The organism is Geomonas sp. Red32, from assembly GCF_023652955.1.
In the GTDB taxonomy this organism is placed as follows: Bacteria; Desulfobacterota; Desulfuromonadia; order Geobacterales; family Geobacteraceae; genus Geomonas.
This window is the reverse complement of the sequence record NZ_JAKLOY010000001.1, coordinates 941795-967441: the sequence shown is the minus strand read 5'-3', so window position 1 is coordinate 967441 and position 25647 is coordinate 941795. Positions and strand designations below refer to the sequence as shown.

Below are 25647 nucleotides of genomic sequence, written 5' to 3'. Positions count from 1 at the left end.
CCCGGGAGTTAGCGGAGGTAGCGGAGCGCCTCTTCGCCGAGGATCCGTTCCACGGCGAGCGGGAGGAGGTCGCGGGGATCCTGGTCGCTGGCCGCCATCATCTTCAGCGCGTAGCGGGCGATGTTGATCCCGTCCCGGACCGAGTACGGCTCGTCGGCGGCGTGGCCGCGCTGCAGGAAATCCACCACGTAACGGAGGATCGAGGCGCTCGCGAAGGGGAGGTTCTCCTTGAGGATGGTGAGCTCCTCCTCCGCCTCGGGGAAGTCGATGTAGAGCTGGGGCTGCAGCCGGGAGTGGATATACTCGGGGACCTCGAAGGTGGAGGAATCCTCGTTCATGGTGACCACGATGCGGAAGTCGGGATGGGCGGAGATCCTCACGCCGGTGATGATCGACTCGACGTAGCGGCGGTCGTCCAGCAGCGGGGCGAGCGAGGCCCAGGCCTTCTCGCTCATCCGGTTCCCCTCGTCGAGGATCAGCACTCCTCCCTTGATCATGGCGGAGACCAGCGAGGAGGCGGAGTACTGGATGGTGCCGTCGGGACCGACCACGGGGGTGACGATCAGGTCCTCGGGCCGGGTGTCCATGGTGGCCTGGAAGAGGTAGACCTGCCTCCCGAGCCGTTTGGCGGCCGCGTAGCCCAAGGTGGTCTTGCCGACCCCGGGCTTGCCGATCAGGCGCGGGTTGAAGGGGATGTCCCGCTCGTCGATGACCATCCAGGCGGCCAAAAGCTGCTTCAAGAGCTCGTCGTTTCCGACCCAGTTGAGCGGAAGTTCGATGGGGCTCGCCAGGGTCAGGGTGATGTTGTCGATGGTGACTCGTTCCATGGGTGAGGCTCCGGTGTCAGGTGTTCATCTCGTGGCAATACATCATGGAAAGCCGCGCCCGGTTTTCCAGGCAACTAAGGCAGAGTTCGCCGGCGTCCTTGAAAAGCTCCCCGGCCAGCCATTCTCCCGCCTCGCCGTAGAGCGACCGCGGCTCGTTCTCGTCGAATTCGTTCTTGCAGATGCTGCAGGTTTTCATCGGGCGACCGCTTTTCTGACAAGGTCGGCCAGGCATTCCAGGAACAGCGGCGAATCGTTGAGCGATTCCGAACGGATGAAGCGCTCGATGCCGAGCTCCTTTGCCTCGTCCGCGTACTGGATGTCGATCTCGTAGAGGGTCTCGATGTGGTCGGAAACGAAGGAGAGCGGTACCATCAGGAGCTCCTTCCGGTTGGAGATGGCCAGCCGTTTAATGGTCTCTTCCGTCGAGGGCTCCAGCCACTTGACCTTGCTCGCCTTGGATTGGAAGCAGAGGTGGTGGCTGCGCATGCCGATCCGCTCCATCACCAGGCGGATGGTGGTCTGGATGTGATCCAGGTAGGGGTCCCCCTCGTCGATGAAGGACTGGGGGAGCGAGTGGGCGGAGAAGACGATCTCGGCCTTGGCCGGATCGGGGAAACGGGTGAGCGCCTGGGTGATCTTTTCGGCCAGCGCCTCGATGTAGAGCGGATGGTCGTAGAAACGGTCGACGGTGAGGATCTCGAACTTGTGGCCGGAGGCACTCAGGACCCGCTGCAGTTCGTTCATGCTCGATCCGGTGGTGGCCTTGGAGTAGTGCGGGTAGAGCGACACCGCCACGATCCGGCTGATCCCTTCCTTCTTGATGGCGGCCAGGGCCTCCAGCGTGGAGGGGCGGGAGTAACGCATGGCGACGAAAGAGCGGTAGCCGTCTCCCATGAGCTTCTGAAGCCCCTCCCCCTGGGCGTTGGTGAGCTCCCTGATGGGGGACTTGCCGCCGATCTGCCGGTAGTACTCAGCTACCTTGGGGGCGCGTTTCTTGACGATCCGCCGGGCGATGAAGGGCTGAAGAAAGGAAGGACCTATCTTGATGATGTCGCGGTCGGTAAAGAGATTCATCAGGAAAGGTTCCACCGCGGGGATGGAGTCAGGGCCACCCATCTGGAGCAGGAGCAGAGCAGTCGTGTCCGACATGAGACCTCCGATGTGTCATTGTGGTCCCGAATGTAGCAGAAAATGCCTGAGAAAAGAACTGGTTTATGCCTGTTGCAAAGGGGCGGGGAGTGGATATTATTAGGCGATGCTAAAAAATTATGAGCACGCTGCAGGCGTCTCAAACAAGGAAAGGAGATTGCCATGATCACTCAGAATCAGGGCCCCCAAGCACGAAACCTGGCTCGGTATGGCTGGGTCCCCGACATTCCGGACTTTCGAGACAAGATGTACGGCGCTGTGCGTCCCATTCCGGCCACCCTTCCCAGCAAGGTGGACCTCCGCTCCCACTGCTCCCCGATCGAGGACCAGGGGCAGCTCGGAAGCTGCACCGCCAACGCGCTGGTCGGCGCCCTCGAATACCTGGAGCTCAAGGAGTGCAAGCCCCACGAAAAGCACAAGTACTCCAACCTGAGCCGTCTCTTCCTCTACTACAACGAGCGAGTCATCGAGGGGACCATCGCCACCGATTCGGGGGCCATGCTGCGCGACGGGATCAAGACGCTGGCCAAGCAGGGGGTCTGCACCGAGACCAACTGGCCCTACAGCGTGGCCAACTTCACCAAGAGGCCCCCCAAGGGGTGTTACCAGGAGGGGGAGAAGCACCAGATCCTGAGCTACGCCCGTCTAAACACCCTGGACGAGATGCGGGCCACCCTGGCGGAGGGATTCCCCTTCGTCTTCGGTTTTTCGGTTTACGAGAGCTTCGAGTCGCAAGCGGTGGCAAAAAACGGCGTGACGAATATGCCGGAGGCGGGAGAGAAGCAGTTGGGCGGGCACGCGGTGCTGGCGGTGGGGTACGACGACGCAAGCAAGCGGGTCATCGTGCGGAACTCGTGGGGGACCGGCTGGGGGCAGAAGGGATACTTCACCATGCCATACGCCTACCTGCAGGACCGCAACCTCTCCGACGACTTCTGGACCATCCGCCGCTGCGAACAGCTCTAGGTCGCCGGAGAAGCGAAGGTCCTTCCCCCTCCCCCGGAGGGAGGGGGCCAGGGGGTGGGGGAACCCGGCCTGGACTGAAAAATCCCCCGTGTCCCCCCTTCGCAAAGGGGGGACACGGGGCGGAGATCGTTGAAGGGATTATTGCGAATCGAAATGCGGGGTGGCCTTAGGCCACCCCGTGTTTTTTGAGATGGGCTCCGTAGCGAAGATCCGACCCCTTGATGTGGGTGATCAGCCAGTCGTGGAGGAAGTCGATGACCTCATGGGTGAGGACCGTCTCTCCGGAGTTGAATTTCTCCTGGAGCGCCACCGCCGTCTTCACCAGCTCCTGGTGCTGCCTGACATGCACCTCCTGCTCGGGATAGCCGGTCCTGCGGAAGGCCTCCTCCTCGGCAGCGAAGTGGGTGCCGGTATAGGAGATCAGCCTGTTGAGCACCGAGGCGATGGTATCCTTGCTCCGCTTCTCCTGCATGGCGCGGCTGAGCTCGTTGACCATGCCGAAGAGGACCTTGTGCTGTTCGTCCATGCTGTGGATGGTGGTGCTGAAGCTTTGGTCCCAGACGAGGGCGTCGGAAAGCATGAAGTGGGAAACCATCACGTGCAGATCGTCCACCTGTTCGGCCAGCCTGGCGGTGGCCACCTTGGTACCGCGTGCGTTTTCCACGTTGGTGTGTACCACGCTGGTGATCATCTGGATGTTGCTCGTTATCTCGTGGGTGGTTGCGGTCTGCTCCTCGGCGGCGGTGGCAATCTGGCTGATCTGCATGGTCAGGTCGTTGATCATGGAAAGGATCTCGGCCAGGGCCTCCCCGGAGCGGCCGGTCTCGGCGGTCCCCCGGTTGACCTGGTCGACCCCCTCGCCCATCGACCCCACCGCATTCCTGGTTTCGGTCTGGATCGACTTGATCATGGCATCGATCTCCCTGGTGGCGCGGGTGGTCCGCTCGGCCAGGGCGCGCACCTCGTCGGCCACCACCGCGAATCCGCGTCCGCTTTCCCCGGCGCGGGCGGCTTCGATGGCGGCGTTCAAGGCGAGAAGGTTGGTCTGGTCGGCGATGTCCTCGATGGTACCGGCAATCTCCCCGATCTGGTCGGAGCGTTCTCCCAACCCTTCGACGGTGACCGAGGCGGCCATCACTCGCTGGGAGATGGCCTGCATGAGACGGGCACTGCTGCCGACGATTTCTACCCCGGAGGTGGTGCGGCCGGTGACCTTGGTGGCGTTTTCAGCGGCGTAGAGGCAGTTGCGGGCGATGTCGCTGGAGGTAGCCGACATCTCTTCGCTGGCGGTGGCGATGGTGCTCGCCTGCATGGCAACGTCCTCGGCGGCGGCCGCCATCGCGTCGTTGGTGGAGCTCACCATGGCCACTGAGTCCCGCACGAGGTCGGTCACCGCGAAGAACTTGTGCATGGTCTGGTTCCAGTCCTTCATCATCAGGTTGTAGGCCCGTCCGAGCCTGGCCACCTCGCCGTTCCCCCCTTCCTTCACCCGGTAGGACAGATCCCCTTGCGATGCCCTATCCAGTGCGACGGCCATCTCTCCCAGTACCTCCACGGTGGGACGGAGCAGGGCACGCCAGACCAGGGATGATACGGCCAGTATCGCGGCCGTAGCCAGCAAAAGGGCGGGAAGGTTGGTCCCTTTGCCGGTGAGCGCGGCAGCGGCAAGGGTAACGATTACGACGACGGTGTTGACAACGTAGATGCGGGAGGCGAAGGACATGACACATTCTCCTGGATAATAGCATTGGCAGTAATCTGTCGATGGAGAGGCATGTCTAATAAAATCGACATCGGGCTTGCCAACTTGAGCGAATATTTCCGTAATGACAATAAGTTACATTACGGTAACGATTCCCTGACAAAGCTGGTGGCAATCGATGAGAGCCGCGCGCGAGCCGGCAGGCCAGGCCCCTGGACGGTTAGACGGTGGGGCCGGCCTCGTGAAGGATAGGTGGAAGTCCCGGTGGATTACCGGGAGGACGGGTAGATCCGGGCGGAAGCGGTCTGTTTGACTCGGGCAGGATGGGGGGGGAGTTGCCGGGGACGAACCTCATCGGAACGGGCGGGCTTGGCTTCCTGGCCTTTTCCCTTGGCCCGGACGTTCGGTTCATTGGACATGGCGAGACCGCAGGAAAGGATGATGGCCGCCATTATGAGTTTTTCGGGGAATCTCCTCACCGCCAACCGTTTCATAGCAAACCTCCGTATGAGGATCAGGGCCTGTCGGTGGGTATAGTATGAGAAAGCACATTGATACATTTTAATCTTAAAAAAGGCGAAGTCAAGCACTTTGGTGGAAAGAGCGGCAGGAATTTTTATGAACCCTTGTCTCCAGTGGATTTACTGGAGTATGCCGAGCTTTTTGCCGAGCCGGGCGAAGGTTTCCAGCCCGTAATCGAGGTCTTGGCGGGAGTGCGCGGCGCTCAGCATGACGCGGATGCGGGCTTTCCCCTGGGGAACGGTGGGAAAGCCGATCGGCATGGCGAAGATACCGGGGGCGCTTTCGAAGAGAGCACGGGAGAAGGTGCGGCAGAGGGTGGCGTCGCCGACCATGATCGGGGTGATGGGGGTAACGCTGGCACCGGTGTCGAAGCCGGCGGCCTTGATCGCCTCCTTGAAGTAGCGGGTGTTTTCCCACAGCGAGTCGACGAGGGAGGTTCCCTCCTCCAGGATGTCGACGGCGGTTAGGCAGGCGGCGGTATCGGCGGCGGTGACGGCGCTTGAGAAGAGGAACGGGCGGGCCTTCTGGCGGATCCAGTCGATCAGGATCTTCTTCCCGGCGATGACGCCTCCGACCACGCCGAATGCCTTGGAAAGGGTGCCGATCTCGAGGTCGAACTTGCCGTTAAGGCCGAAGTGGTCGACGATGCCGCGCCCGCCGCGGCCGACCACCCCCTCGCCGTGGGCGTCGTCCACCATGGTCATGATGCCGTGCTGTTCGCAAAGTTCGAAGAGCCGGTCCAGGGGCGCCATGTCGCCGTCCATGGAGAAGACGCCGTCGGTCACCAGCATGGCGCGGCGGTAGTGGCCGAGGTTTTCGTGGATCTTGCGGGCGAAGTCGGAGACGTCGCAGTGCTCGTAGACCACCACTTTGGCGGAGGAGAGACGGCAGCCGTCGATGATGCTCGCGTGGTTGAGCCGGTCGGTGAAGATGACGTCCTCCTTCCCGGCCAGTGCGGGTATGGCAGCCTGGTTGGCGCAGAAGCCGGACTGGACGTAGAGGGCATCTTCGACCCCCTTAAAGGCGGCCAGCCGCTGCTCGAGGGTGCGGTGCAATTCGAGGGTCCCCGCGATGCTCCTGACCGCGGCCGGCCCCGCCCCCCACTGGTCGACAGCGGCCTGGGCGGCACTCTTTAAGCGGGGATCGTTGGCGAGGCCGAGGTAGTTGTTGGTGCAGAAATTGAGCACCCGCTTGCCGTCCACGATCATCCAGGCGCCGCAGGCCGAGCCGATGGTGCGGATGTCGATCCTCAGCCCCTGCTTCTCCAGCAGAGCCAGCTCTTCCTCGATCCAGGCGAATTTTTCGTCCATTACCTGCTCCTTTCCGGCTCTACCTTGGTTGCGGCTGTCATCCCTCTCCCCTCTATTCTTCGACCCAGTCGAGCAGGACTTTTCCTGCCTGGCCGGTCCCCATGATCCGGAAGGCCTCTTCGAACTCGGCATACGGCATCCGGTGAGTGATGATGGGGGCCAGGTCCAGACCGGTCTTGATGAGCGACTGCATCAGGTACCAAGTCTCGTACATCTCACGGCCGTAGATCCCCTTGATGGTCAGCATGTTGAAGATGACCTCGTTCCAGTCGATGGCGAGCTCGGCGGAGGGGAGCCCGAGCATGGCGATCTTTCCGCCGTGGCACATGTTGTGGAGCATGTCCTTGAAGGCCTCCGGGCTCCCGGACATCTCCATGCCGACGTCGAAACCCTCCTTCATCCCGAGCTCGCGCCGCACGTCGCTCAAGGTCCGCTCTTTCACGTTGACCGTCAACGTGGCACCCATCCGCTTGGCGAGCGATAGCCGGTAGGGATTGGTGTCGGTGGTCACCACGTAGCGGGCACCGGCATGGCGGGCGATGGCGGTGGCCATGATGCCGATGGGGCCCGCCCCGGTGATGAGCACGTCCTCGCCGAGGACCGGAAAGGTGAGGGCGGTGTGGGTAGCGTTCCCGAAGGGATCGAAGATGGCGAGGGTATCCATCGGGATGGTGGGGTCGGCGTGCCAGACGTTGGTGACCGGGATGCAGATGTACTCGGCGAAGGCGCCGGGACGGTTGACGCCGACCGCGTTGGTATCTTTGCAGAGGTGCCGCCGCCCGGCCAGGCAGTTGCGGCAGCGGCCGCAGACGATGTGACCTTCCCCGGAGACTACGTCGCCCAAATTGAGGTCCGCGACGTTGCTCCCCATGGCCGCCACCCTGCCGACGAATTCGTGGCCGATCACCATCGGGACCGGGATGGTCTTCTGCGCCCAGCTGTTCCAGTCCCAGATGTGAAGGTCGGTCCCGCAGATGGAGGTCTTGTGGACCTTGATGAGGACGTCGTTGATGCCGACCTCGGGAACGGGTACCTCGTCGAGCCAGAGCCCGGGCCGGGCGTATTTTTTCACCAATGCTTTCATGGTCTTCTGCATCTGCCCCCCCTTTGCCCACCCACATTAGGTGAGCCCCAGGGAAAATTGTTACCCGCTTCTTGCGTCCTGTAAATACCCGCCCCCCCCGGAAGAGTAAATCGAACCCCAGAGCCAGCCTGCCGCCTGGAACATAGAACGTAGAACCTAGAACTTGGTTAGTCGTAGAACCTGTTACTTTACTTGATTAGTGCTACCATGGTGAGGGAGTTAATCCACGTAAGGAGAACCGATATGAGCGAAACCGAAAGCTGCGCGAAACCGGGCGAGCACAAGGTTCACATGTGCCAGCTCAGGGCGGAGGGTAAGTTGGAGGAAATCGACCGGCACTCCGAAGACCCTAAATTCGCCTGTAACCGTTGCGGTGCGGAGGCCGACGAGTCCGGTTACCTCTGCCAGCCGCGTGAACTGTAAGCAGAACAAGTTCCAATAACATTTTGAAACCGGAGGCGGCCCAGAGGCCGCCTTCACTGTTTCTGAACCCGTAGCGAAGCAACAGATATGTTGCGCGTATCGTGGGTTTGACTGTCCCCGCTTTGGCAAGGGCGGACAGGGATGTAGAAGCCAAAAGAATAAGGGACGAATATTTAGAGTCAGAGAGAAGCGGGGATGGCCACGCCGTGACTTCCCTGAGAGAGTCCGATTTATGTGCTAAGCTATGGTCATCACCGATTTTGTTTCACCCCGAGTACCAGTAACACAGATTTGACAGTAGGAGGAAGTAATGGATCTGCGAAAGACTCATTCGGTAGTGCTCAACGAAGGGGACTCCGAAACGAAGCGTGCTGAGATACTCGACTATTTTCACGCGACCTACGACCTCCACGAACGGCTCTACGAGCCTCTCAAGGAAGATGCCTTTTACCTGCGGGCGGACCGTTTGCGCCACCCGCTCATCTTCTATCTCGGCCATACCGCCGCCTTCTTCGTCAACAAGCTCATCATCGCCCGCCAGATCGAAAGCCGCCTCAACCCGCGCTTCGAGTCCCTCTTCGCCGTCGGGGTGGACGAGATGTCCTGGGACGATCTCGACTCCACCCACTACGACTGGCCGAGCGTGTCGCAGGTGAAGGAGTTCAGGAACAAGGTGCGCCAGATGGTGGACGGGCTGATCAAGACCATGCCGCTGACCCTCCCTATCGCCTGGGAGGATCCCTTCTGGGCGATCATGATGGGGATCGAGCATGAGAGGATCCACCTGGAGACCTCCTCGGTGCTGATCCGCCAGCTCCCCATCGACCAGGTGAAGCCCCTCCCGTTCTGGGAAATCTGCCGGGACGATGGACAGCCTCCCGAGAACTCGCTGGTGCCGGTCCCGGGTGGGAAAGTGAAGCTCGGGAAGGGGGACGACCATCCTCTCTACGGCTGGGACAACGAGTACGGCCACCGCGAAACCGTCCTGAACGCCTTTTCCGCCTCCAAGTTCCTGGTCTCCAACAAGGAATTCCTCGCCTTCGTGGAGGCGGGAGGGTACCGGGAACAGAAGTGGTGGACGGAGGAGGGATGGGCCTGGAGGAACTTCAAGCAGGCGAACTTCCCGCTGTTCTGGGTGCGCAGGGAAGAGGGGTGGGGGCTGAGGACCATGCTGGAGGTGATCGATCTCCCGTGGAGCTGGCCGGTCGAAGTGAACTACCTGGAGGCGAAGGCTTTCTGCAACTGGCTGGCAGCCAAGAGCGGCAAGGCGTTACGGCTCCCGACCGAGGACGAATGGTACCGGATGCGGGATCTGACCGGACTTCCCGACCCGCAGGGGTGGCAGCAGGCCCCCGGTAACATCAACCTCGAGTACTGGGCCTCGTCCTGTCCGGTGGACCGCTTCCCGTTCGGGGAGCTCTACGACGTCATGGGGAACGTCTGGCAGTGGACGGAGACGGCAATTTACCCCTTCCAGGGGTTCAAGATCCATCCCTGGTACGACGATTTCTCCACCCCGACCTTCGACACCCGGCACAACCTCATCAAGGGGGGATCCTGGATCTCCACCGGCAACGAGGCCACGCGGGAGTCGCGCTATGCCTTCCGGCGTCACTTCTTCCAGCATGCCGGCTTTCGCTACGTGGAAAGCGACAACCCGGTCGAGCAGCACGAAAACCAGTACGAGACCGACGCCCTGACCGCCCAGTACTGCGACGCGCATTACGGCCCCGAACACTTCGGTGTCCCCAACTTCCCGAAGGCCTGCGCGGAGATCTGCCTCGAGCTGGTCAAGGGGAGGGCGCACGGCACGGCGCTGGATGTCGGATGCGCGGTGGGACGAGGGTCGTTCGAACTCGCCCGCGGCTTCGACCAGGTGACCGGCCTCGATTTCTCGAGCCGCTTTTTCAGGCTCGCGGCCGGGATGCAGCAGGAAGGGTACCTGCGGTACGCCCTGGAAGAGGAGGGGGAGATCCTGACCTACCACGAGCTTTCGCTGGCGGAGATCGGGCTGGACGAGGTACGGGACAAGGTCCAGTTCTACCAGGCCGACGCCTGCAACCTCCCCGACAAGTTCACCGGGTACGACCTGGTGCTGGCGGCCAATCTTCTCGACCGGCTCTACTGTCCGCGGAGGTTTTTGAACGAGATCCGCGGGCGGATGAATCCGGGGGGGCTGCTGGTGATTGTTTCGCCGTACTCGTGGGCGGAGGAGTTCGCCAAGAAAGAGGAATGGCTGGGAGGTTACCGTGAGGCGGGGGAACCGGTGTACACCATCGACGGGCTGAAGGCCGCGCTCTCGCCATACTTCACCATGCTGGGCGAGCCGAGGAATCTCGAGTTTGTCATCCGGGAAACGCGAAGGAAGTTCCAGCACACCGTTGCTGAACTAACCGTATGGCAGCTTAAGTAAGGCGAAAACGCGCTTAATAATCCTCTGTCCCGATTGGGGGGAGGGCGCCGAATGTCGCCATTGAATATACCCTCGCCCCCCTTGGGGGAGAGGGTGGCCGAAGGCCGGGTGAGGGAAGGTTTTAAGGCGGCGGTGGACACCACCCCGCCCGGCTACTCCTCAAATATCCTGTTCTCCTGCTCCTGCACCCTGATAAACGTCGTTCTCTTGGTCAGCTCCTTCAGCGCCCCGGCGCCCACGTAGGTGCAGGCGGAGCGCACGCCCCCGAGGATCTCCCTCACCGTATCCTCGATCGCACCGCGGTACGGTATCTCCACCATTTTCCCCTCCGACGCCCGGTACTTGGCGACCCCGCCGGCATGCTTCTCCATGGCGGTGATCGAGCTCATACCGTAGAAGAGTTTGTACGGCTTCCCGTCCTTCATGACCAGCTCACCGCCGCTCTCCTCGTGACCGGCGAACATCCCACCCAGCATGACGAAATCGGCTCCACCGCCGAAGGCCTTGGCCACGTCGCCGGGGCAGGTGCATCCGCCGTCGGAAATGATCCTTCCCCCCAGCCCGTGAGCGGCATCCGCGCATTCGATCACAGCCGAGAGCTGAGGATAGCCGACTCCCGCTTTGATCCGCGTCGTGCAGACCGAGCCGGGGCCGATGCCGACCTTGACGATGTCGGCCCCGGAGAGGAGCAGCTCCTCGACCATCTCCCCCGTCACCACGTTTCCCGCCGCGATCGTCTTCCTCGGAAAGGTGTCCCGCACTTTCCTCACGAAGGCAACGAAGCTCTCGGAGTATCCGTTGGCGACGTCAACGCAGATGAAATCGAGCAGCGGATGCTTGGTGAGGATCTTACAGAGCCGGGTGTAGTCCTCGGATGAGGTGCCGGTACTGACCATGATGCGTGAGTAGATCCCCTCCGGCCGGTCGCGGAGATAGGCATCCCAGTCCGAGGGGGAGTAGTGCTTGTGGACGGCAGTCAACATGCCATGCCTGGCCAGCACGTCGGCGATTTCGAAGGTGCCGGTGGAATCCATATTTGCCGCGATGATCGGCACGCCGCTCCATTCGTACCCGCTGTGGAGAAACTTGAAGGTCCTCAAGAGGTCGACCTCCGACCTGCTCTTAAGATTCGACCTTTTCGGTCTGATCAAAACGTCGGAGAATCCGAGCTTTATATCGCTTTCGAGAAACATTGGGAACCTCGCTGCTGAATTTCGTGAAACCGGCAAGGAGAAAGTGGCAGGGCTGCAATGGAAAGAACTGTCATAGCATGGCGGCTGACTCAAAAGAGAGTATCCCAATTCCCGGCCGTATCAAGAGAGCGATATCGGGTATGCCCAAGAGATGCTGTGTCAGTGAGGTGACGTAAAGCGTCGAGCGGTTACTTTACCCATGGATAACTGTGTGTTAGAGTGCCCAGCCGGAGGATCGCGATGCTCGACAAACGTCTGCGCCGCCAGCGCTGGGAGATCTTTTTCGTCTTGGCCCTGGTCTACATCCTGGTCTACTTCTACCGCGTCTCGCTGGCGGTGGTAGCGAAGGACCTCGCGCGCGACCTGCAGCTCAATCCGGTCCAGCTCGGATCGCTGTCGAGCATCCTGTTCTACGTCTATGCCGCGGCGCAGCTTCCGCTGGGACCCCTCATCGACCGCCTCGGCAGCCGGCTGGTGATAAGCGTAAGCGGCATGTTGACTGCGGCCGGGGGGATCATCTTCTCCCAGGCTGCCGGCATGGAAGCCGCCATGGCGGGGCGGGTGCTGATCGGCGCCGGTACCGCCTGCGTCCTGATGGCATCCTTGGCGGTCTTCAGCCATTGGTTCACCAAGCAGGAGTTCGGAAGACTGTCGGGGTTGATGGTGGCGGCGGGGAACCTCGGTAACCTGGCGGGGACGGCCCCGCTGGCGGTTGCCGTCGCCATGACCGGGTGGCGCAATTCCTTCCTGGCGGTCGGTATCCTCCAGGCGGTGGCGACCTTCTTCGTCTACCTCGTCGTGAGGGACCGGCCGCCGCTCCAACTGGCGGCAGCGGAGGAGCACCACTCCCCGATAGGTATGGTGGAGGCCTGGAAACGGATCTTCGGGAGCCGGGATTTCCTGCTGCTCGGGGGGGTGGCCTTCGCCTGGTACGGGAATTACCTGGCGGTGCAGGCACTGTGGGGCGGGCCTTACCTGATGGAAGTGCTGAAGCTTTCTCGCGAGGCGACGGGGAAGGCGTTGATGTGTACCTCGCTCGGCTTCATCGTGGGGAGCCTCTTCACAGACAACGTGGCGAGGAAGGTACTGCACTCCTATAAAAAGATGCTGCTGGCCGGCCAGGTGCTCCTGCTGCTGCTCATGACGAGCTTCCTCGGGTGGGTGGAGCTTTTGCCGGCGCCGGCGTTGTGGGGGCTTTTCTTCGTGCTGGGGATCGGGGTCTCCAGCGGGGCTTTGATCTATCCGATCGTCCGCTCGATGTTCCCGGTCCGCATCGTCGGGACCGCGCTCACCTCGGTGAACTTCTTCGTTCTGCTCGGCGCCGCCTCCATGCAGCAGGCAATGGGGGTGATCATCGGGTCGTACAAGAAAACGGCTCCCGAGACCTCCGCCCAGGCGTTCCACGCCGCCTTCCAGCTTCCTATCGCCTGCCTGGCGGTCGCCATCGCCCTCTTCTTCTTTGCCAAGGATTATTGGGAGGAGAAGTAGCCTGCTTCCAGCAGCCGTTGCGGTTCACGCTCCGGCTCCGCCTCGGCTCCCGTTGCCGTCCGGTGATTCCTCTACGGCGCCAATTCCTCCAGCGCTTGCCGGAAGGCATCGAGGGTCTTTGACCTCGTCAACCTTTTCAATTCGTACTCGAGTTCAGAGTCCTCGACGTTGGACACCACCCCTTTTATCTTCCCGAGCACGTGCGCGTCGCCGCAGAAAAGAGACGCGTAGCGCGGCAGCAGCTCCGTCAGATACCGGTGCAGCGTGGTGGCGCGTTCCCGGAGGTCCGGCTCAGCGCAGGCCCGCCCGCGCAGCCGCTCGAAGAGCATCGGCTCCCCGATCCCGCCCCGCCCGAGCATCAACCCGGCCGCCTTGGTCTCCTCGAGAACCCGCAATCCTCCCGCGGTACTCCTGATGTCGCCGTTGGCAATCACCGGGATGTCCGTCCGCTTCACCACCTCGGCGGTGATGGAGTGGTCGGCGAACCCCTGGTAGGCCTGGCGGACGGTTCTCGGATGGAGGACCAGGAAGTCGACCTTCGCCCTCTCGAAGAGCGGGAGGAGCGAAAAGACCTGCGACGGGTCGTCGTACCCGGCCCTGAGCTTGACGGAGAAGCTCCCGGTGATCGCCTCGCGCATGGCGGGGAGGATCTCTTCGAGGAGTTCCGGGCGTTTCAGCATCCCGCCGCCGGTCAATCCGCTGGTCATCCGCCCGTACGGGCATCCCATGTTGAGGTTGAGGTGGATCGCTCCGGCGTCCTGGGCAACCTGGGCGGCGGAGACCAGGGCCTCGCGGCCGTGGCCGATCAACTGCACGATGAGCGGCACGCCCATCTCGTCGCCGCTAATCTCCCGGATGTCGCTCGGCATCAACCGCTTCTTGGCGGCCACCGGGTTGACCCGCATGAACTCGGTACAGACCACGTCGGGGCGGACCCATTCGATAAAGAGGGAACGCAGGGCGCCGTTGGTGAGCCCTTGCATGGGGGCGAGCATGAGAGGGGTTTCTCCGGAACGCCAGGGAAGGAGCCGGCCCGTGGCGCTGTACCGTGGAGCCTGGCCGGTACCGTGGGGATCGGGGGTGTGCCCCTCGGATACTTCCGGAGAATGGGGCGCGGTGGCCGCCGGGAGGTGGGTACTGTTTTTAGTGAAGGTAACGGTCATCGGGAAAAAATGGTGCCATAAAAAGCGGGGGGACGGCCGTCGACCGTCCCCCCATTGTTTTGTGATGCTCCGGTTATTAGTGGATCTCGACCAGCTCTACTTCGTAGGTGATGTCCTCGCCGGCCAGCGGATGGTTGGCGTCGACGGTGATGGTCTCGTCGTTGACCTCGACGATGGTAACGCCGATCGGATCCTCGTCCTCGCCGGAGAGTTCGAGTTCCATCCCGACTTCGGGGGTGATCTCGGGGGGAAGCTGCTCGCGGGGAATCTGGAAGACCTCTTCCTCGTCGTACTCGCCGAAGGCGTCTTCAGCGGGGATGACGATGGTCTTCTTCTCGCCGGGGGCCATGCCGACCAGGGCTTCCTCGATCTGCGGGAAGAAGTCCTCGTTGCCGATGGTGATCTCCATCGGGCCGGTCTCGCAGCCGCAGCCTTCATCGTCGCAGCCGCAGTCGTCGTCCTCGCAGCAGCCATGATCGTGATCATGCTCATGCATGGTGCTGTCGAAGATCGAACCGTCCTCGAGGGTGCCGACGTAATTTACAAGAACCTTATCGCCCTGTTTAGCTGTTGCCATATGGATGTTTCCTTTGTCTGATTTTAGTTCCCCTGAGGGGTAGTCGGTTGAATGGTACGTGTGAGCGCCACCGTAGTCCAGCAAAATCTACAAAGGATGGTGATTTAGACCGTTTACAGTGCGGTCCCCTTTACAGCTGATCAAGTATCTGGAACAATTAGGCTGACCCGTACTAGGAGGAATCCTTATGGAAAAGAAGGAAAGAAAGGTGACACCTGAGGAGTGGAACCTGAGGTTCCGCGCTTTGGGATTGGATGACGAAACCGTCGGGCACTGGCATACCCTCTTCGAGAGGGAGAATCCCACCGGCCATCAGAGTTTCCTCGAATGGCTGGGGCTCCCCGAGGAGCGGATCGCCCAGGTGCGAGCCAAGTCGGCGGACTCTAAAAAGTAAGGTGTTGCTGCTTCGATAACACGCTCATCAACTCGTTCGGGCTTGGCAAGCTTACCCTCACCCGCCCTTCGGCCACCTTCTCCCCCAATGCACCCCTCGCCCTTTTCGGGGAGAGGGTGAGGGGTGAGGGTGGTTTTGCCTATTTCCTCCCGGCCTTAACCTGCTCTTTCAGCTTGCGCGCGTGGAAGTTGTAGCACTGGAGATAGGTGAGGATGGTGAGGATGAAGCTGTAGTAGATGACGCTCAGGATGAAAGGGTCCGGCGGGGCAGCGGTGGCGAAGACCACGAAAAAGCCCAGCAGGGCGATCTTGATGATATCGCTGAAGCGCTTCTTCTTGGCCACCGCGTTCATCTCGGCGCTGGTCAGCGTTCCCCCCATCACCGAGAGGTCCCGGTCGGCGTCCTTACCGGCCAGCTTGAAGATCGGAAAGAAAAGCAGCATCTGGAACGCGAAGGCCGCCAGCACCCCGTGCATGAACCGGTATTCCCGCCCGAGCATCCGCAGTTTCTGCTGGAACTCCACCGCCATGAAGACAAGCAGGGCCACCAGCGCGATCTGGACCACACCGAAGATCCTGATAGTTTTATCCATTTTCTTGAAATCAACGATATTGGCCATTCGGCTCTCCTCGTGGTGGATTCGCCAGGCGGGCTCGCCTCGGCAGGTGACACCATAGCAAATAAAATATTGTTTTACAACTGCGAAGGTCCGGACCAGAGTTGTAAAAATCGGGGAGGAATTGAAAAAGGCGGCCAAAGAGCCGCCTGATTCGATCGAAGCTGAACATCTAAAGAGAGAGAAACTATCGGGTGATGCTTCGTCCGGCAAGTAATCCTGCTATCAGCATGATCACTGCTACTGCGAGGAACAGGTAGAAGAGCAGTTTTGCAATACCTGCTGCCGCAGTGGCGACGCCGGCGAATCCGAAAAACGCCGCGATGATGGAAATGATGAAGAAGATCAGAGCCCATCGCAACATATCGGTCCACCTCCTGTTTTTTTGTCGTCCCTTACTGCTACCGCCAGTATAGCACACCCCCCTTTACGCTAGATAGCTAGCCTCCCCGCTCCAGGTTGTCGATACAGCTTACGATATCGATACCGGGTCCCAGCACGCCGCCGAACAGGTCTCCCACCTGCTCCAGGCGCCTGAGGATGCTCCGGATGGTGAACTGGCTCGGGTGGAGGCCGGCTTGGACCTCTTCCCACCTGAGGGGCGTGGAGACCGTGGCGCCGGGCCTGGGGCGGATGCTGTAGGGAGCGGCCAGCGTCTGCCCCGGTTTGTTCTGGAGAAAGTCGAGGTAGACCTTTTTCTGCCGCTTCGACGGGCTCCGGAGGAGACTGGTGAATTCCGGGACCTGCTGATGGGCCAGGGTCGCGATGACGTGAGCGAACTGTTCCGCCTGGTGGTAGTCGTACTTGGCCCCCAGCGGGACGTAGATGTGGATGCCGGTGGCGCCGGAGGTCTTGGGGAAGCTGGTGGCGCCCGCCCGCTCGAGTACCCGGCGCACCGCCAGGGCGGTCTCCACCACCTTCTCGAAGGGGATATCCTCGGGATCGAGGTCGATGACGAGGTAGTCGGGGTAATCGAGGTTCTGGATCCGTGACAGCCAGGGATTGATCTCGATGCATCCGAGGTTGGCCATGTACACCAAGGTCGCCTCGTCCTGGCAGACGAAGAATTTCACATTCTTGTCGACGTGCTTGGAATAGATCACCTTGGTGGCGATCCACGAAGGGGGGAGGGCGCCGGCTTCCTTTTGGAAGAAGCCTCCTTCGGTGATGCCGTGCGGGGTGCGGTAGAGCGATTCGGGGCGGTCTTGCAGGTGGGGGAGGATCAGGCGCGACACCGTCCGGTAGTAGTCGATGACGTCTCCCTTGATGTACCCTTCGTCGGGCCAGAAGACTTTGCCGAGGTTGGTAAGCTCCAGACGCCGGCCGTCGATGATGAGAAGCTGGCTTTTCGGAGGGGGGGATTGAGCCTCCTCTGGCGCGGCCAGCGCTTTCTGCGCGTTCTGCGCGTCGGCCTCGGCGGGGAAAACTTCACGGACCACCTGTCTGGGGTCCTTGTCCTCCCGAAGCCCGAGGAAGATCGGTATCCTCATCACTCCTTCGTCAGTCCACTCGGAGAACTCCACCTCGCACACGAGTTCAGGCTTCACCCACGTCACCGGCATGTCCGTCTTGATCTTCTGCTGAAACGGCGACTTTTCCCGGATAAGCGGCACGAGCTTTCCATGGACCTCCTGGAGGGCGGCATCGTCGAAACCGCCGCCGGTCAGCCCGATGTAGATCATTTCGTCATTTTCGTAGACGCCGAGCACCAGCGATCCGAGCCATTTCCTGCTTCCGCGCGGTTCGGTGAAGCCGCAGATGACCGCTTCCTGCTGAAGACGGATCTTGATCTTCAGCCAGTCCTTGCTCCGTTTACCAGTCAGGTACGGGCTGGCTCCCCGCTTGGCGATGATTCCTTCCAGGTTCTTCTGGCGGGCCAGGTCGAAGAAATCCCGGCCGAACTCGGCAAGGTGATCGCTGTACTTAACGTTGGGAAGATCGGGAAGCAGGGCGCGGAGCATCTCTTTCCTGGTGAGCAGGGGAAGGCGGCGCAGGTCCTGCCCGTTCAGATAGAGAAGATCGAAGACGAAGTAGACGATGCTTCCCTCTCCGGTCCGCTGGCTGTTCTGCAACAGCTGGAAATAGGACCTTCCCTGTTCGTCGAGGGCCACTACTTCCCCGTCGAGAACAGCCTCCGCCTTGATGGCGGCAAGGGAGGCGGCAACCTGGGGAAAGCGCTGGTTGAAGGAGATCTTATTGCGGGAGTACAGCCGGACGTTGCCATTCTCTATCTCGGCGACGGAACGGTAGCCGTCCAGTTTGATCTCGAATACCCAGTCCGGGTCGTCGAACGGCTCCTCGCTGGTCCCCGCAAGCATGGGGATTATCTGGTGCGGCATCGGGGCAGGATGTGGCGCGGCTTCGGGCGGGGGGGCGGACTTGGATTGTGCGGACGGCGTTGAGCCTGCCGGCGGCGTGGAAGGCGTTGACTCTGCGGGCTGCACGGGCCTCGTGGCCCCCGTGGACCTTGGTGCCTTTGTGGACCCTGTGCCGGAGTAGCGCTCCTTGGCGGGAGAAATCCCTTCCTTGAGCTCCTCAATGGTGGCGTTACTGACCACCGAACGGTCGAGGCGGGTCACGTCTTTATCGGTGGCGTAGCTGTCCTTCTTCTTGATCAGGAGCCAGGTGTTGTCCTTGTCCGCCTTGATTCTCACCAGGGCGAATTCGCCTTTCAGTTTTTCACCATCCAGGACGAACTTCAGGTCGCCCTTCTCCAGTCCCCGGCGCAGCAGCGGCTCACTTTCGGCGGCTGACACTCCCGGGGCATGATACGTCCCCTCGTCCCAGATGATGACCTCGCCCGCCCCGTAGTTCCCCTTGGGAATAACCCCTTCGAAACTGCCGTACTCATAGGGATGGTCCTCGACCATCATGGCCAGCCGCTTTATCGACGGGTCCAGTGAAGGACCTTTGGGAATGGCCCAGCTTTTCAAGACCCCATCGAGCTCAAGCCGGAAATCATAGTGCAGGTGAGATGCGGCGTGTTTGTGAACAACAAACCGGAGTCCGGCTTCCGCTTGATGAGTACCGGGACCCGGTTCCGGTGTCTTTGTCAGATCCCTTTTCCTCTGATACTCTTGAAGCGTCATAGGGATACCCTACCTCCCACCAGTCTATCACACGTCTCCCCGGCTCAGCCAAAGATGGATCTATCCGCTTCAGTAAAAGAAGTGGTGGATTTGACGTGGTGACTCTTCTGGTCTGAATTCTGAGTTTATATTAATCTTTCGTGACTGTTGCCGTGCCCCTCAACGGGGCAATCAAAACGCAGGTGGCTCCCTTCTCCAGTGCGAAGGGAGCCCACTTAAGGAGAGGCTATGAAAGTTCAGGAGATCAAAGAGATCGCGCAGAGGATGTCCATCCCGGTGGGGAAGATGAAAAAGACCGAACTGATCAGGACCATCCAGAGAACCGAGGGGAACAACGAGTGCTTCGAGACCGGGATCGCCAAGGTCTGCGGCCAGGAGCATTGTCTCTGGCGGGAGGATTGCCAGTAACGAGGCGATGGCGTTATCCTTGAATAAAAGGGGGATGAAGTCGTTCCCGGTTGGCCCCCAAAGGAGTCGCCATGGACCACGACTACAGCAGGTACGAATACCTTCCCGTGTGCAAGGGGGGGTGCGCCAAGATCACGGGGTGGCTGAGCAGCAAGGAGGTCGCCAAAGAGGCCGCCAACAACCACCACCATCAGACCGGGCATGAGTGGAGGATTCTGGAACGGATGAGGGAATGAGATTCGTGGGAGGGTGAAGTCTGCGCCGGGAGAGGTAAATTCTTCCCCCGGGTGTTGAAAACACGGCTTCGTGTGCTAACTTTAAAAAAATCTAATTTTTTGGAGGTAGGCCATGAATAGAGACGACATTCTCACCCAGCTCGAGAAGCTTATTCACTTGGACGTCGACGCCACCCACGCTTACGACCAAGCCATCAAGAACGTCAACGAGCAGGTCATCAAGGACAAGCTGATCCTGTTCCAGGCGGATCACCGCAAGCACATCGACCTCCTCTCATCCAAGGTGCTGGAACTGGGCGGGACCCCGCCTGAGCTCAGCTCGGACTTCAAGGGGTTCATCATTTCCGGGTTCACCGCGCTCCGCAGCCTGACGGGCACCAAGGGAGCGCTCGAGGCCATGGAGACCAACGAGCGGCTGACCACCTCGAAGTATGAGGAAGCCTGCAAGCTCGACTTCCCGGTGGACATCCGGACCCTCGTGGAACAGAATTACGCCGACGAACAGCGCCACCTGGCCTTTGTCCGCGAAGCCCTGCAGACCCTGCAGAAAAGCTGAGGCGGAACTCTCGTAGCCCAGGACCGGTAGCCGATAAAAAAGGCCCAAGTCGTCACGATTTGGGCCTTTTGCTTTGCCGGTGGCTGCTGCTCATTGTTCGGGAGGGCCAGCCGCCGTCCCCTCCAAAAGCACGCTCCTTACCTTCGGCCGCCGCCAGGCCTCCGCCTCGACGAAGACCTTCTTCACCTCCGGCACCCGCAGCTTGATCTCCCGCTCCAGCAAAGGCACCGTCCGCTCGATCTCCCCGGCCGAGACCTCGTCGTTGAAGTCGAGGCTGATGTTGACGACGATATACTCCGGCCCCATGTGCAGGGTCAGTACCTCGTTGACATGCTCGACATGCTCGCCATGTTGCACGATCTCCTTGATGAGCTGAACGACCTCACGCGACGCCGCCTCCCCGACCAGGAGCCCCTTGGTTTCGTGCGCGATCAAAATGGCGGTTCCGCCGAGGATGAGGCCAATGACGACCGAGGCGGCGCCGTCGTAAAGGGGGGATCCGGTGAGGGAGGCGAGGTAGATCCCCGCCAGGGCGGCAGCCAGCCCCAACAGGGCGGCGGTGTCCTCCAGTACGACCAGGAAGAGGCTCGGATCTTTACCTTCGCGGATGGCCCGGTAGTACCCCTGGCCGGGCGCCTTGCTCTTGCCGAGCTCCCGGACGGAGATCACCCAGGAAAAGCCTTCGAAGAGGAGGGAGGCCGCGATGATGAGGTAGTTGACCTTCACGTGACGCATGGGCTGCGGATGGATCAGGTGGTTGATACCCTCGAAGAGCGACAACCCGGCGCCTACCGAGAAGACCAGGATGGAGACCACGAAGCTCCAGAAGTAGATCTCCTTGCCATGCCCGAAGGGAAATTCCTCGTCGGGGGCGAGGGCGGCCCTGCGCTGGCCGTGGAGCAGGAGCACCTGATTCCCGCCGTCCACGATGGAGTGGATGGCCTCGGACAGGATGGCGGAGCTGCCGGTGATCCAGGCCGCTACCATCTTGGTGGCGGCGATCAGCAGATTGGCGCCCAGTGCGGCGATGATCACTTTTTTTGCCCCGCTCTTCATCGGCCCCCCCAGGCGTCGCCGCTTTGCTATACTCTCTGTTACCTCCCCCTTACGTTGACATGAGAATACCATAAAGTATCTTTAATAAATCCTTGCCCTATCTATCGCGTTACCCAATCCGTGCCTACTTCTGGAGGTGTATCTATGGCGACGGCCTCATGGCAGTTCGACCTTGGCGCTACTGTTTTGAAAGAGGGGGGGACCCGCTTCCGTGTCTGGGCTCCGCGGGTGGAGACCGTTACCCTGCTTCTTCTCTCCGGCAAGGCGGTCGGTACCTTTCCTATGGAGAAGGAGGAATTCGGTTATTTTTCGGCGGCGGTGCCGGAGGCGGGAGACGGTGACTTGTATCTCTACCAGCTGGGCAACAAAAAGGAGGGGCTTCCCGACCCGGTCTCGCGCTACCAGCCCAACGGCATCAGCCAGCCCTCCCAGGTGGTCGATCCCTCACTCTTCATGTGGCAGGACGAGGGATGGACCGGGATCCCGCTCGAGCGTTACCGGATCTACGAGCTTCACGTCGGCACCTTCACGAAGGAGGGGACTTTCGATGCGGCCATTAACTTTCTCGACTATCTGCTGGAGCTGGGGATCACCGCGGTCGAGCTGATGCCGGTCTCCCAGTGCCCGGGCGAGAGGAACTGGGGGTACGACGGCGTCCATCATTTCGCCCCCCAGAACAGTTATGGCGGTCCCGACGGCATGAAGCGGCTGATCGATGCCTGCCACCGCAAGGGACTCGCCGTCATCCTCGACGTGGTCTACAACCACTTCGGCCCGGAAGGGAACCACAACGGGGAATTCGGCTTCTACTTCACCGACAAGTACCGTACCCCCTGGGGGGGCGCCATCAACTTCGATGGCCCCTATAGCGACCAGGTCCTCGAATTCTTCGTCACCAACGCCCTCTACTGGATCGACGAGTTCCACATCGACGCCCTGAGGCTCGACGCGGTGGACTGGATCTTCGACATGACCCCCAAGCCGGTGCTGAGGCACCTCTCCGAGCAGGTGGCGATTGAGCGCGAGAGGCAGGAGAGGATGATCTATCTCTTCGCCGAGAATGACACCAACGACGCCAAGCTCATCAATCCCCCCGAGATAGGCGGCCTGGGGATCGACTCCCAGTGGTGCGACAACTTCCATCACGCGCTGCGGACGCTGCTGACCGGGGAGACCACCGGCTATTACGAGGATTTCGGCCAGTTCGGCCAGATGGTCAAGGCGTACCAGGAGGCCTTCGTCTTTACCGGCGAGTACTCCCGTTATCGAAAGCGCCGTTACGGCGGCCACGCCAGCCAAAACGCCACCTCCCAATTCGTCGTGTTCACCCAGAACCACGATCAGGTAGGAAACCGGAAATGCGGAGACCGCCTGAGCAGTAACCAGCCGATCGAGAAGCTGCTTTTGGCCGCCGCGGCGGTGATCCTTTCGCCCTACATCCCGCTTTTGTTCATGGGGGAGGAGTACGGGGAACGGGCCCCCTTCCACTACTTCATCGATCACAGCGACCAGGAGCTGATCGAGGCGGTCAGGAAAGGAAAGCACGAGGAGCACGCCTCGGGGATCTGCGAGGGGGAAATCCCCGACCCCTCGGCCGAGCCGGTATACTTGGAATGTAAGCTCGACCTGACGGTGAAGAGGGAAGGGGAGCAGGCGATCATCCTCGCTTTCTACCGGAAGCTCCTCTCGCTGAGAAACACCCTCCCGGCCCTGCAGGTGACCCGCCGCGGTGAGATGGATGTCTGCGGATTGCCGCAGCAGCGCGTCCTTTCCATCCACCGTCAGGCCGGCTCCAACGGGGTCCTCTGCCTCTTCAGCTTCAGCAACATGACCGAAGAGATCGAGCTCAACCTCAAGCCGGGCGGCTGGTCGAAGATCCTCGATGCCTCGTCCCAATTCTGGAAGGGGCCAGGAGAGCCGGCTCCCGATACCGTCTCCGTGGAAGACCCTGCGGTCTGCACGAAGATCGCCATCCACCCATTCAACGTCCTCGTCTACGCGAGCGACGCGATAGGAGGTTAACATGCCCCAGTCCAACGAGCGCTTCGTCTGTGTCCACGGTCACTTCTATCAGCCCCCGAGGGAGAACCCCTGGCTGGAAGCGATCGAGATCCAGGATTCGGCCTTTCCCTACCACGACTGGAACGAGCGGATCACCGCCGAGTGTTACGCCGCCAACGGCGCCTCCCGCATCCTGGACGGGGACGGACGGGTGATGGACATCACCAGCAATTACGCGAAGATGAGCTTCAACTTCGGCCCCACCGTCCTTTCCTGGATGTGCATCTTCGACCGCAGTACCTACCAGTCCATCCTCGACGCCGACAAGCAGAGCATCGAGTGGCGCTCCGGCCACGGTTCCGCCATCGCCCAGGTCTACAACCACATGATCATGCCGCTGGCCAACTCCCGCGACAAGCGGACCCAGGTGGTCTGGGGGATCAAGGATTTCGAGTCCCGTTTCAACCGCTTCCCGGAGGGGATGTGGCTGGCGGAAACGGCGGTCGACAACGAAAGCCTGGAGATCCTCGCCGAGCAGGGCGTCAAGTTCACCATCCTCGCCCAGTACCAGGCGGCCCGCTTCCGGAAGATAGGGGCGGAGCAGTGGACGGAAGGGGCCATCGACCCGACCAGGGCCTATCTCTGCCGGCTCCCCTCGGGGAGGACCATCAACCTCTTCTTCTACGACGGCCCGATCTCCCAGGCGGTCGCCTTCGAGAACCTGCTGAGCTCTGGCGAAGGGCTGGCGGGAAGGCTCATGGGAGGCTTCACGGATGACCGTGACTGGCCGCAGCTCATGCACATCGCCACCGACGGCGAGACCTACGGCCACCATCAGAAATTCGGCGACATGGCGCTCGCCGCCGCCTTCCATCAGATCGAGGAAGCGGGGATGGCCCGCCTCACCAACTACGGCGAATATCTCGAGCTCTGCCCGCCGGAGTGGGAGGCGGAGATCGTGGAGCGTACCTCCTGGAGTTGCGCCCACGGCGTCGAGCGGTGGAACAGCGACTGCGGCTGCAGCTCCGGCGGATACCCGGACTGGAACCAGCAGTGGCGGACGCCACTCAGGGCGGCCCTCGACTGGCTGCGCGACCGGCTGGCGAAAGGGTTCGAGCGCAAGGGGCGCGAGTACTTCAAGGACCCCTGGGCGGCGCGGGATGCCTACATCGAGGTCATCCTGCACCGGGAGATGGAGCAGGCGGAGAAGTTCCTGGGCGAGCACGCGGCGCGGGAGCTCTCGGCGGACGACAAGATCAACGCCCTGAAGCTTTTGGAAATGCAGCGCCACGCCATGCTCATGTACACGAGCTGCGGCTGGTTCTTCGACGAGCTTTCGGGATTGGAGACCGTGCAGGTGATCGAGTACGCGGGGCGTGCCCTGCAGCTAGCCGAAGGACTCTTCGAGGAAGGGATCGAGAAATGGTTCCTCGACAAGCTGAAACTGGCGAAGTCCAACATCCCGCAGAACCAGGACGGGGAGTGGATCTTCCGGAACTGGGTGCAGCCGACCCGCCTGGATCTGGTGAAGGTCGGCGCCCACTATGCCTTCAGTTCTCTCTACGAGCAGTATGAGGAGCACTCACAGATCAACTGCTATGCGGTAGCGAAGGAGGATTACACGAAGATCGCCACCGCCGATGCCAGTATCGCAATGGGGAGGATCCATGTCGCCTCCGAGATCACCGAAGAAGCTACCTGCCTCACCTTCTGCGTGGTGAAGATCGGGAGCCACGACTTCAAGGGTGGGGTGGCGCAAAGCTGCGACGCCGGCGGCTACCAGGCCATGAAGGAGGAGATGACCAACACCTTCAATAAGGGGCTTTACTCGGAGCTCATCGGCCTCATGGACAAGCACTTCGGAACGCACAGCTACTCCCTCATCAATCTCTTCCGTGACGAGCAGCGGAAGATACTGAATCAGATCTTCGAGAAGAGCATGGAGGAGAGCATCGCCAGCTACCAGGCGATGTTCGAGCACAGCCGTCCATTGATGGAGTTCGTGAAGGAAACCGGCATGCCGCTTCCGCCGGTCTTCACCATTGCCGCCCAGCCAGCCCTCTTGGCCGCTCTCAAGACCGAGCTCACCAAGGAGGATATCGACTCCGAGGCGGTGCAGCGGACCATAACCCAGATCAAGACCTGGGGGGTCCCGACCGATGCCCCGGAGACCGAGTTCTTCCTGCGGCGCCACGTCGAGGCGCTTACCGGGGAACTTTTCCAGGATCCCTCCAACCTCAACCTGATGGCGCGTATCCAGAAATTCATGGACCTGGTCAACGAGATCCCCATCTCGATCATCCTCTGGAAGGTGCAGAACGATTACTACCAACTGGCCAAGACGGCGTATCCGGAGAATCTCACCAAGTCGCGCAGCGGCGATGAGGGGGCCGGGATCTGGCTGGACGCCTTCCGCAAGCTCGGGGAGACCTTCCGCTTCAACCTCGGTGCCGTGCTGACCGAAGGATAAGGGG

At 61.1% G+C, this 25647-nt stretch carries 24 protein-coding genes; 10 read left to right on the top strand and 14 right to left on the bottom strand.

What is annotated here, in order from left to right; genetic code table 11:
* Nucleotides 1-8: 8 nt before the first annotated feature.
* The 3 genes from L4X63_RS04160 to hemH are packed head-to-tail and all read right to left on the bottom strand — an operon-like array spanning nt 9 to nt 1976.
* A complete protein-coding gene (locus tag L4X63_RS04160; protein WP_250677325.1) occupies nt 9-827 on the bottom strand; it encodes an AAA family ATPase in 819 nt (272 codons plus the stop codon).
* A 16-nt stretch (nt 828-843) separates the two neighbouring features.
* Entirely contained in the window at nt 844-1023 is a 180-nt protein-coding gene (locus L4X63_RS04155; protein ID WP_250677324.1) for a hypothetical protein, read from the bottom strand.
* On the bottom strand, nt 1020-1976 hold the full coding sequence (gene hemH, locus L4X63_RS04150; protein ID WP_250677323.1) for a ferrochelatase: 957 nt from the start codon (nt 1974-1976) through the stop codon (nt 1020-1022). The genes L4X63_RS04155 and hemH overlap by 4 nt, the downstream gene beginning before the upstream one ends.
* Before the next feature lie 246 nt (nt 1977-2222).
* Between hemH and L4X63_RS04145 the strand changes: the two genes are divergently transcribed.
* Nucleotides 2223-2942 (top strand): C1 family peptidase, encoded by a 720-nt coding sequence (locus L4X63_RS04145; protein WP_250677322.1) that lies wholly within the window; start codon nt 2223-2225, stop codon nt 2940-2942.
* Nucleotides 2943-3108: 166 nt separating this feature from the next.
* On the opposite strand, the gene L4X63_RS04140 is transcribed toward L4X63_RS04145, so the two are convergent.
* From L4X63_RS04140 to tdh, 4 genes are all read right to left on the bottom strand, one after another.
* On the bottom strand, nt 3109-4665 hold the full coding sequence (locus L4X63_RS04140) for a bacteriohemerythrin (protein ID WP_250677321.1): 1557 nt from the start codon (nt 4663-4665) through the stop codon (nt 3109-3111).
* 248 nt (nt 4666-4913) lie between these two features.
* Entirely contained in the window at nt 4914-5138 is a 225-nt protein-coding gene (locus L4X63_RS04135; protein ID WP_250677320.1) for a hypothetical protein, read from the bottom strand.
* A 147-nt stretch (nt 5139-5285) separates the two neighbouring features.
* Nucleotides 5286-6476, bottom strand: a complete 1191-nt coding sequence (locus L4X63_RS04130; RefSeq protein WP_250677319.1) for a glycine C-acetyltransferase — start codon at nt 6474-6476, stop codon at nt 5286-5288.
* A 52-nt stretch (nt 6477-6528) separates the two neighbouring features.
* Nucleotides 6529-7572: an L-threonine 3-dehydrogenase gene (gene tdh / locus L4X63_RS04125; protein ID WP_250677318.1), complete on the bottom strand. Its 1044-nt coding sequence runs from the start codon at nt 7570-7572 to the stop codon at nt 6529-6531.
* 231 nt (nt 7573-7803) lie between these two features.
* On the opposite strand from tdh, the gene L4X63_RS04120 reads away from it, so the two are divergent.
* Both L4X63_RS04120 and ovoA read left to right on the top strand, forming a co-directional pair.
* On the top strand, nt 7804-7983 hold the full coding sequence (locus L4X63_RS04120; protein ID WP_250677317.1) for a hypothetical protein: 180 nt from the start codon (nt 7804-7806) through the stop codon (nt 7981-7983).
* 310 nt (nt 7984-8293) lie between these two features.
* Nucleotides 8294-10396 (top strand): 5-histidylcysteine sulfoxide synthase, encoded by a 2103-nt coding sequence (gene ovoA, locus L4X63_RS04115; RefSeq protein WP_250677316.1) that lies wholly within the window; start codon nt 8294-8296, stop codon nt 10394-10396.
* A 152-nt stretch (nt 10397-10548) separates the two neighbouring features.
* Here ovoA and L4X63_RS04110 read toward each other — a convergent pair whose 3' ends face one another.
* Complete coding sequence (locus L4X63_RS04110; RefSeq protein WP_250677315.1) at nt 10549-11589, bottom strand: GMP reductase; 1041 nt, start codon at nt 11587-11589, stop codon at nt 10549-10551.
* Nucleotides 11590-11829: 240 nt separating this feature from the next.
* Between L4X63_RS04110 and L4X63_RS04105 the strand changes: the two genes are divergently transcribed.
* Entirely contained in the window at nt 11830-13077 is a 1248-nt protein-coding gene (locus tag L4X63_RS04105) for an MFS transporter (protein WP_250677314.1), read from the top strand.
* 71 nt (nt 13078-13148) lie between these two features.
* Here L4X63_RS04105 and L4X63_RS04100 read toward each other — a convergent pair whose 3' ends face one another.
* A complete protein-coding gene (locus tag L4X63_RS04100) occupies nt 13149-14072 on the bottom strand; it encodes a tRNA dihydrouridine synthase (RefSeq protein ID WP_250677313.1) in 924 nt (307 codons plus the stop codon).
* A gap of 244 nt (nt 14073-14316) precedes the next feature.
* Nucleotides 14317-14817, bottom strand: a complete 501-nt coding sequence (locus tag L4X63_RS04095) for an FKBP-type peptidyl-prolyl cis-trans isomerase (protein WP_250677312.1) — start codon at nt 14815-14817, stop codon at nt 14317-14319.
* A 187-nt stretch (nt 14818-15004) separates the two neighbouring features.
* Here L4X63_RS04095 and L4X63_RS04090 point away from each other — a divergent pair, with 187 nt between their 5' ends.
* A complete protein-coding gene (locus L4X63_RS04090; protein ID WP_250677311.1) occupies nt 15005-15211 on the top strand; it encodes a MerR family transcriptional regulator in 207 nt (68 codons plus the stop codon).
* A gap of 139 nt (nt 15212-15350) precedes the next feature.
* On the opposite strand, the gene L4X63_RS04085 is transcribed toward L4X63_RS04090, so the two are convergent.
* From L4X63_RS04085 to ligD, 3 genes are all read right to left on the bottom strand, one after another.
* Nucleotides 15351-15830, bottom strand: a complete 480-nt coding sequence (locus tag L4X63_RS04085) for a hypothetical protein (RefSeq protein WP_250677310.1) — start codon at nt 15828-15830, stop codon at nt 15351-15353.
* 184 nt (nt 15831-16014) lie between these two features.
* The gene (locus tag L4X63_RS04080) at nt 16015-16191 is read right to left on the bottom strand and encodes a DUF1328 domain-containing protein (RefSeq protein WP_250677309.1); all 177 of its coding nucleotides are present in this window, start codon (nt 16189-16191) and stop codon (nt 16015-16017) included.
* Nucleotides 16192-16267: 76 nt separating this feature from the next.
* Entirely contained in the window at nt 16268-18916 is a 2649-nt protein-coding gene (gene ligD / locus L4X63_RS04075; RefSeq protein WP_250677308.1) for a DNA ligase D, read from the bottom strand.
* Between the two features lie 228 nt (nt 18917-19144).
* Between ligD and L4X63_RS04070 the strand changes: the two genes are divergently transcribed.
* The 3 genes from L4X63_RS04070 to L4X63_RS04060 all read left to right on the top strand — a co-directional run bounded on the left by L4X63_RS04070 (nt 19145) and on the right by L4X63_RS04060 (nt 20116).
* Nucleotides 19145-19324, top strand: a complete 180-nt coding sequence (locus L4X63_RS04070; protein WP_250677307.1) for an SAP domain-containing protein — start codon at nt 19145-19147, stop codon at nt 19322-19324.
* A gap of 71 nt (nt 19325-19395) precedes the next feature.
* Complete coding sequence (locus L4X63_RS04065) at nt 19396-19560, top strand: hypothetical protein (protein WP_250677306.1); 165 nt, start codon at nt 19396-19398, stop codon at nt 19558-19560.
* A gap of 112 nt (nt 19561-19672) precedes the next feature.
* Nucleotides 19673-20116, top strand: coding sequence for a DUF2383 domain-containing protein (locus tag L4X63_RS04060; RefSeq protein WP_250677305.1), 444 nt, complete (start codon nt 19673-19675; stop codon nt 20114-20116).
* A 90-nt stretch (nt 20117-20206) separates the two neighbouring features.
* On the opposite strand, the gene L4X63_RS04055 is transcribed toward L4X63_RS04060, so the two are convergent.
* Nucleotides 20207-21172 carry a cation diffusion facilitator family transporter gene (locus L4X63_RS04055; RefSeq protein ID WP_250677304.1) on the bottom strand — a complete coding sequence of 322 codons (966 nt, stop codon included), beginning with the start codon at nt 21170-21172 and terminating at the stop codon, nt 20207-20209.
* 144 nt (nt 21173-21316) lie between these two features.
* Here L4X63_RS04055 and treZ point away from each other — a divergent pair, with 144 nt between their 5' ends.
* Nucleotides 21317-23194 (top strand): malto-oligosyltrehalose trehalohydrolase, encoded by a 1878-nt coding sequence (treZ, locus tag L4X63_RS04050; RefSeq protein ID WP_250677303.1) that lies wholly within the window; start codon nt 21317-21319, stop codon nt 23192-23194.
* A gap of 1 nt (nt 23195) precedes the next feature.
* The gene (locus L4X63_RS04045) at nt 23196-25643 is read left to right on the top strand and encodes a DUF3536 domain-containing protein (protein ID WP_250677302.1); all 2448 of its coding nucleotides are present in this window, start codon (nt 23196-23198) and stop codon (nt 25641-25643) included.
* The last annotated feature ends 4 nt before the right edge of the window (nt 25644-25647 follow it).

Coding starts and splice junctions, on each gene's coding strand:
- L4X63_RS04160 (WP_250677325.1), bottom strand. CDS start 827: ATGGAACGAGTCACCATCGACAACATCACCCTGACCCTGGCGAGCCCC.
- L4X63_RS04155 (WP_250677324.1), bottom strand. CDS start 1,023: ATGAAAACCTGCAGCATCTGCAAGAACGAATTCGACGAGAACGAGCCG.
- hemH (WP_250677323.1), bottom strand. CDS start 1,976: ATGTCGGACACGACTGCTCTGCTCCTGCTCCAGATGGGTGGCCCTGAC.
- L4X63_RS04145 (WP_250677322.1), top strand. CDS start 2,223: ATGTACGGCGCTGTGCGTCCCATTCCGGCCACCCTTCCCAGCAAGGTG.
- L4X63_RS04140 (WP_250677321.1), bottom strand. CDS start 4,665: ATGTCCTTCGCCTCCCGCATCTACGTTGTCAACACCGTCGTCGTAATC.
- L4X63_RS04135 (WP_250677320.1), bottom strand. CDS start 5,138: ATGAAACGGTTGGCGGTGAGGAGATTCCCCGAAAAACTCATAATGGCG.
- L4X63_RS04130 (WP_250677319.1), bottom strand. CDS start 6,476: ATGGACGAAAAATTCGCCTGGATCGAGGAAGAGCTGGCTCTGCTGGAG.
- tdh (WP_250677318.1), bottom strand. CDS start 7,572: ATGCAGAAGACCATGAAAGCATTGGTGAAAAAATACGCCCGGCCCGGG.
- L4X63_RS04120 (WP_250677317.1), top strand. CDS start 7,804: ATGAGCGAAACCGAAAGCTGCGCGAAACCGGGCGAGCACAAGGTTCAC.
- ovoA (WP_250677316.1), top strand. CDS start 8,294: ATGGATCTGCGAAAGACTCATTCGGTAGTGCTCAACGAAGGGGACTCC.
- L4X63_RS04110 (WP_250677315.1), bottom strand. CDS start 11,589: ATGTTTCTCGAAAGCGATATAAAGCTCGGATTCTCCGACGTTTTGATC.
- L4X63_RS04105 (WP_250677314.1), top strand. CDS start 11,830: ATGCTCGACAAACGTCTGCGCCGCCAGCGCTGGGAGATCTTTTTCGTC.
- L4X63_RS04100 (WP_250677313.1), bottom strand. CDS start 14,072: ATGCTCGCCCCCATGCAAGGGCTCACCAACGGCGCCCTGCGTTCCCTC.
- L4X63_RS04095 (WP_250677312.1), bottom strand. CDS start 14,817: ATGGCAACAGCTAAACAGGGCGATAAGGTTCTTGTAAATTACGTCGGC.
- L4X63_RS04090 (WP_250677311.1), top strand. CDS start 15,005: ATGGAAAAGAAGGAAAGAAAGGTGACACCTGAGGAGTGGAACCTGAGG.
- L4X63_RS04085 (WP_250677310.1), bottom strand. CDS start 15,830: ATGGCCAATATCGTTGATTTCAAGAAAATGGATAAAACTATCAGGATC.
- L4X63_RS04080 (WP_250677309.1), bottom strand. CDS start 16,191: ATGTTGCGATGGGCTCTGATCTTCTTCATCATTTCCATCATCGCGGCG.
- ligD (WP_250677308.1), bottom strand. CDS start 18,916: ATGACGCTTCAAGAGTATCAGAGGAAAAGGGATCTGACAAAGACACCG.
- L4X63_RS04070 (WP_250677307.1), top strand. CDS start 19,145: ATGAAAGTTCAGGAGATCAAAGAGATCGCGCAGAGGATGTCCATCCCG.
- L4X63_RS04065 (WP_250677306.1), top strand. CDS start 19,396: ATGGACCACGACTACAGCAGGTACGAATACCTTCCCGTGTGCAAGGGG.
- L4X63_RS04060 (WP_250677305.1), top strand. CDS start 19,673: ATGAATAGAGACGACATTCTCACCCAGCTCGAGAAGCTTATTCACTTG.
- L4X63_RS04055 (WP_250677304.1), bottom strand. CDS start 21,172: ATGAAGAGCGGGGCAAAAAAAGTGATCATCGCCGCACTGGGCGCCAAT.
- treZ (WP_250677303.1), top strand. CDS start 21,317: ATGGCGACGGCCTCATGGCAGTTCGACCTTGGCGCTACTGTTTTGAAA.
- L4X63_RS04045 (WP_250677302.1), top strand. CDS start 23,196: ATGCCCCAGTCCAACGAGCGCTTCGTCTGTGTCCACGGTCACTTCTAT.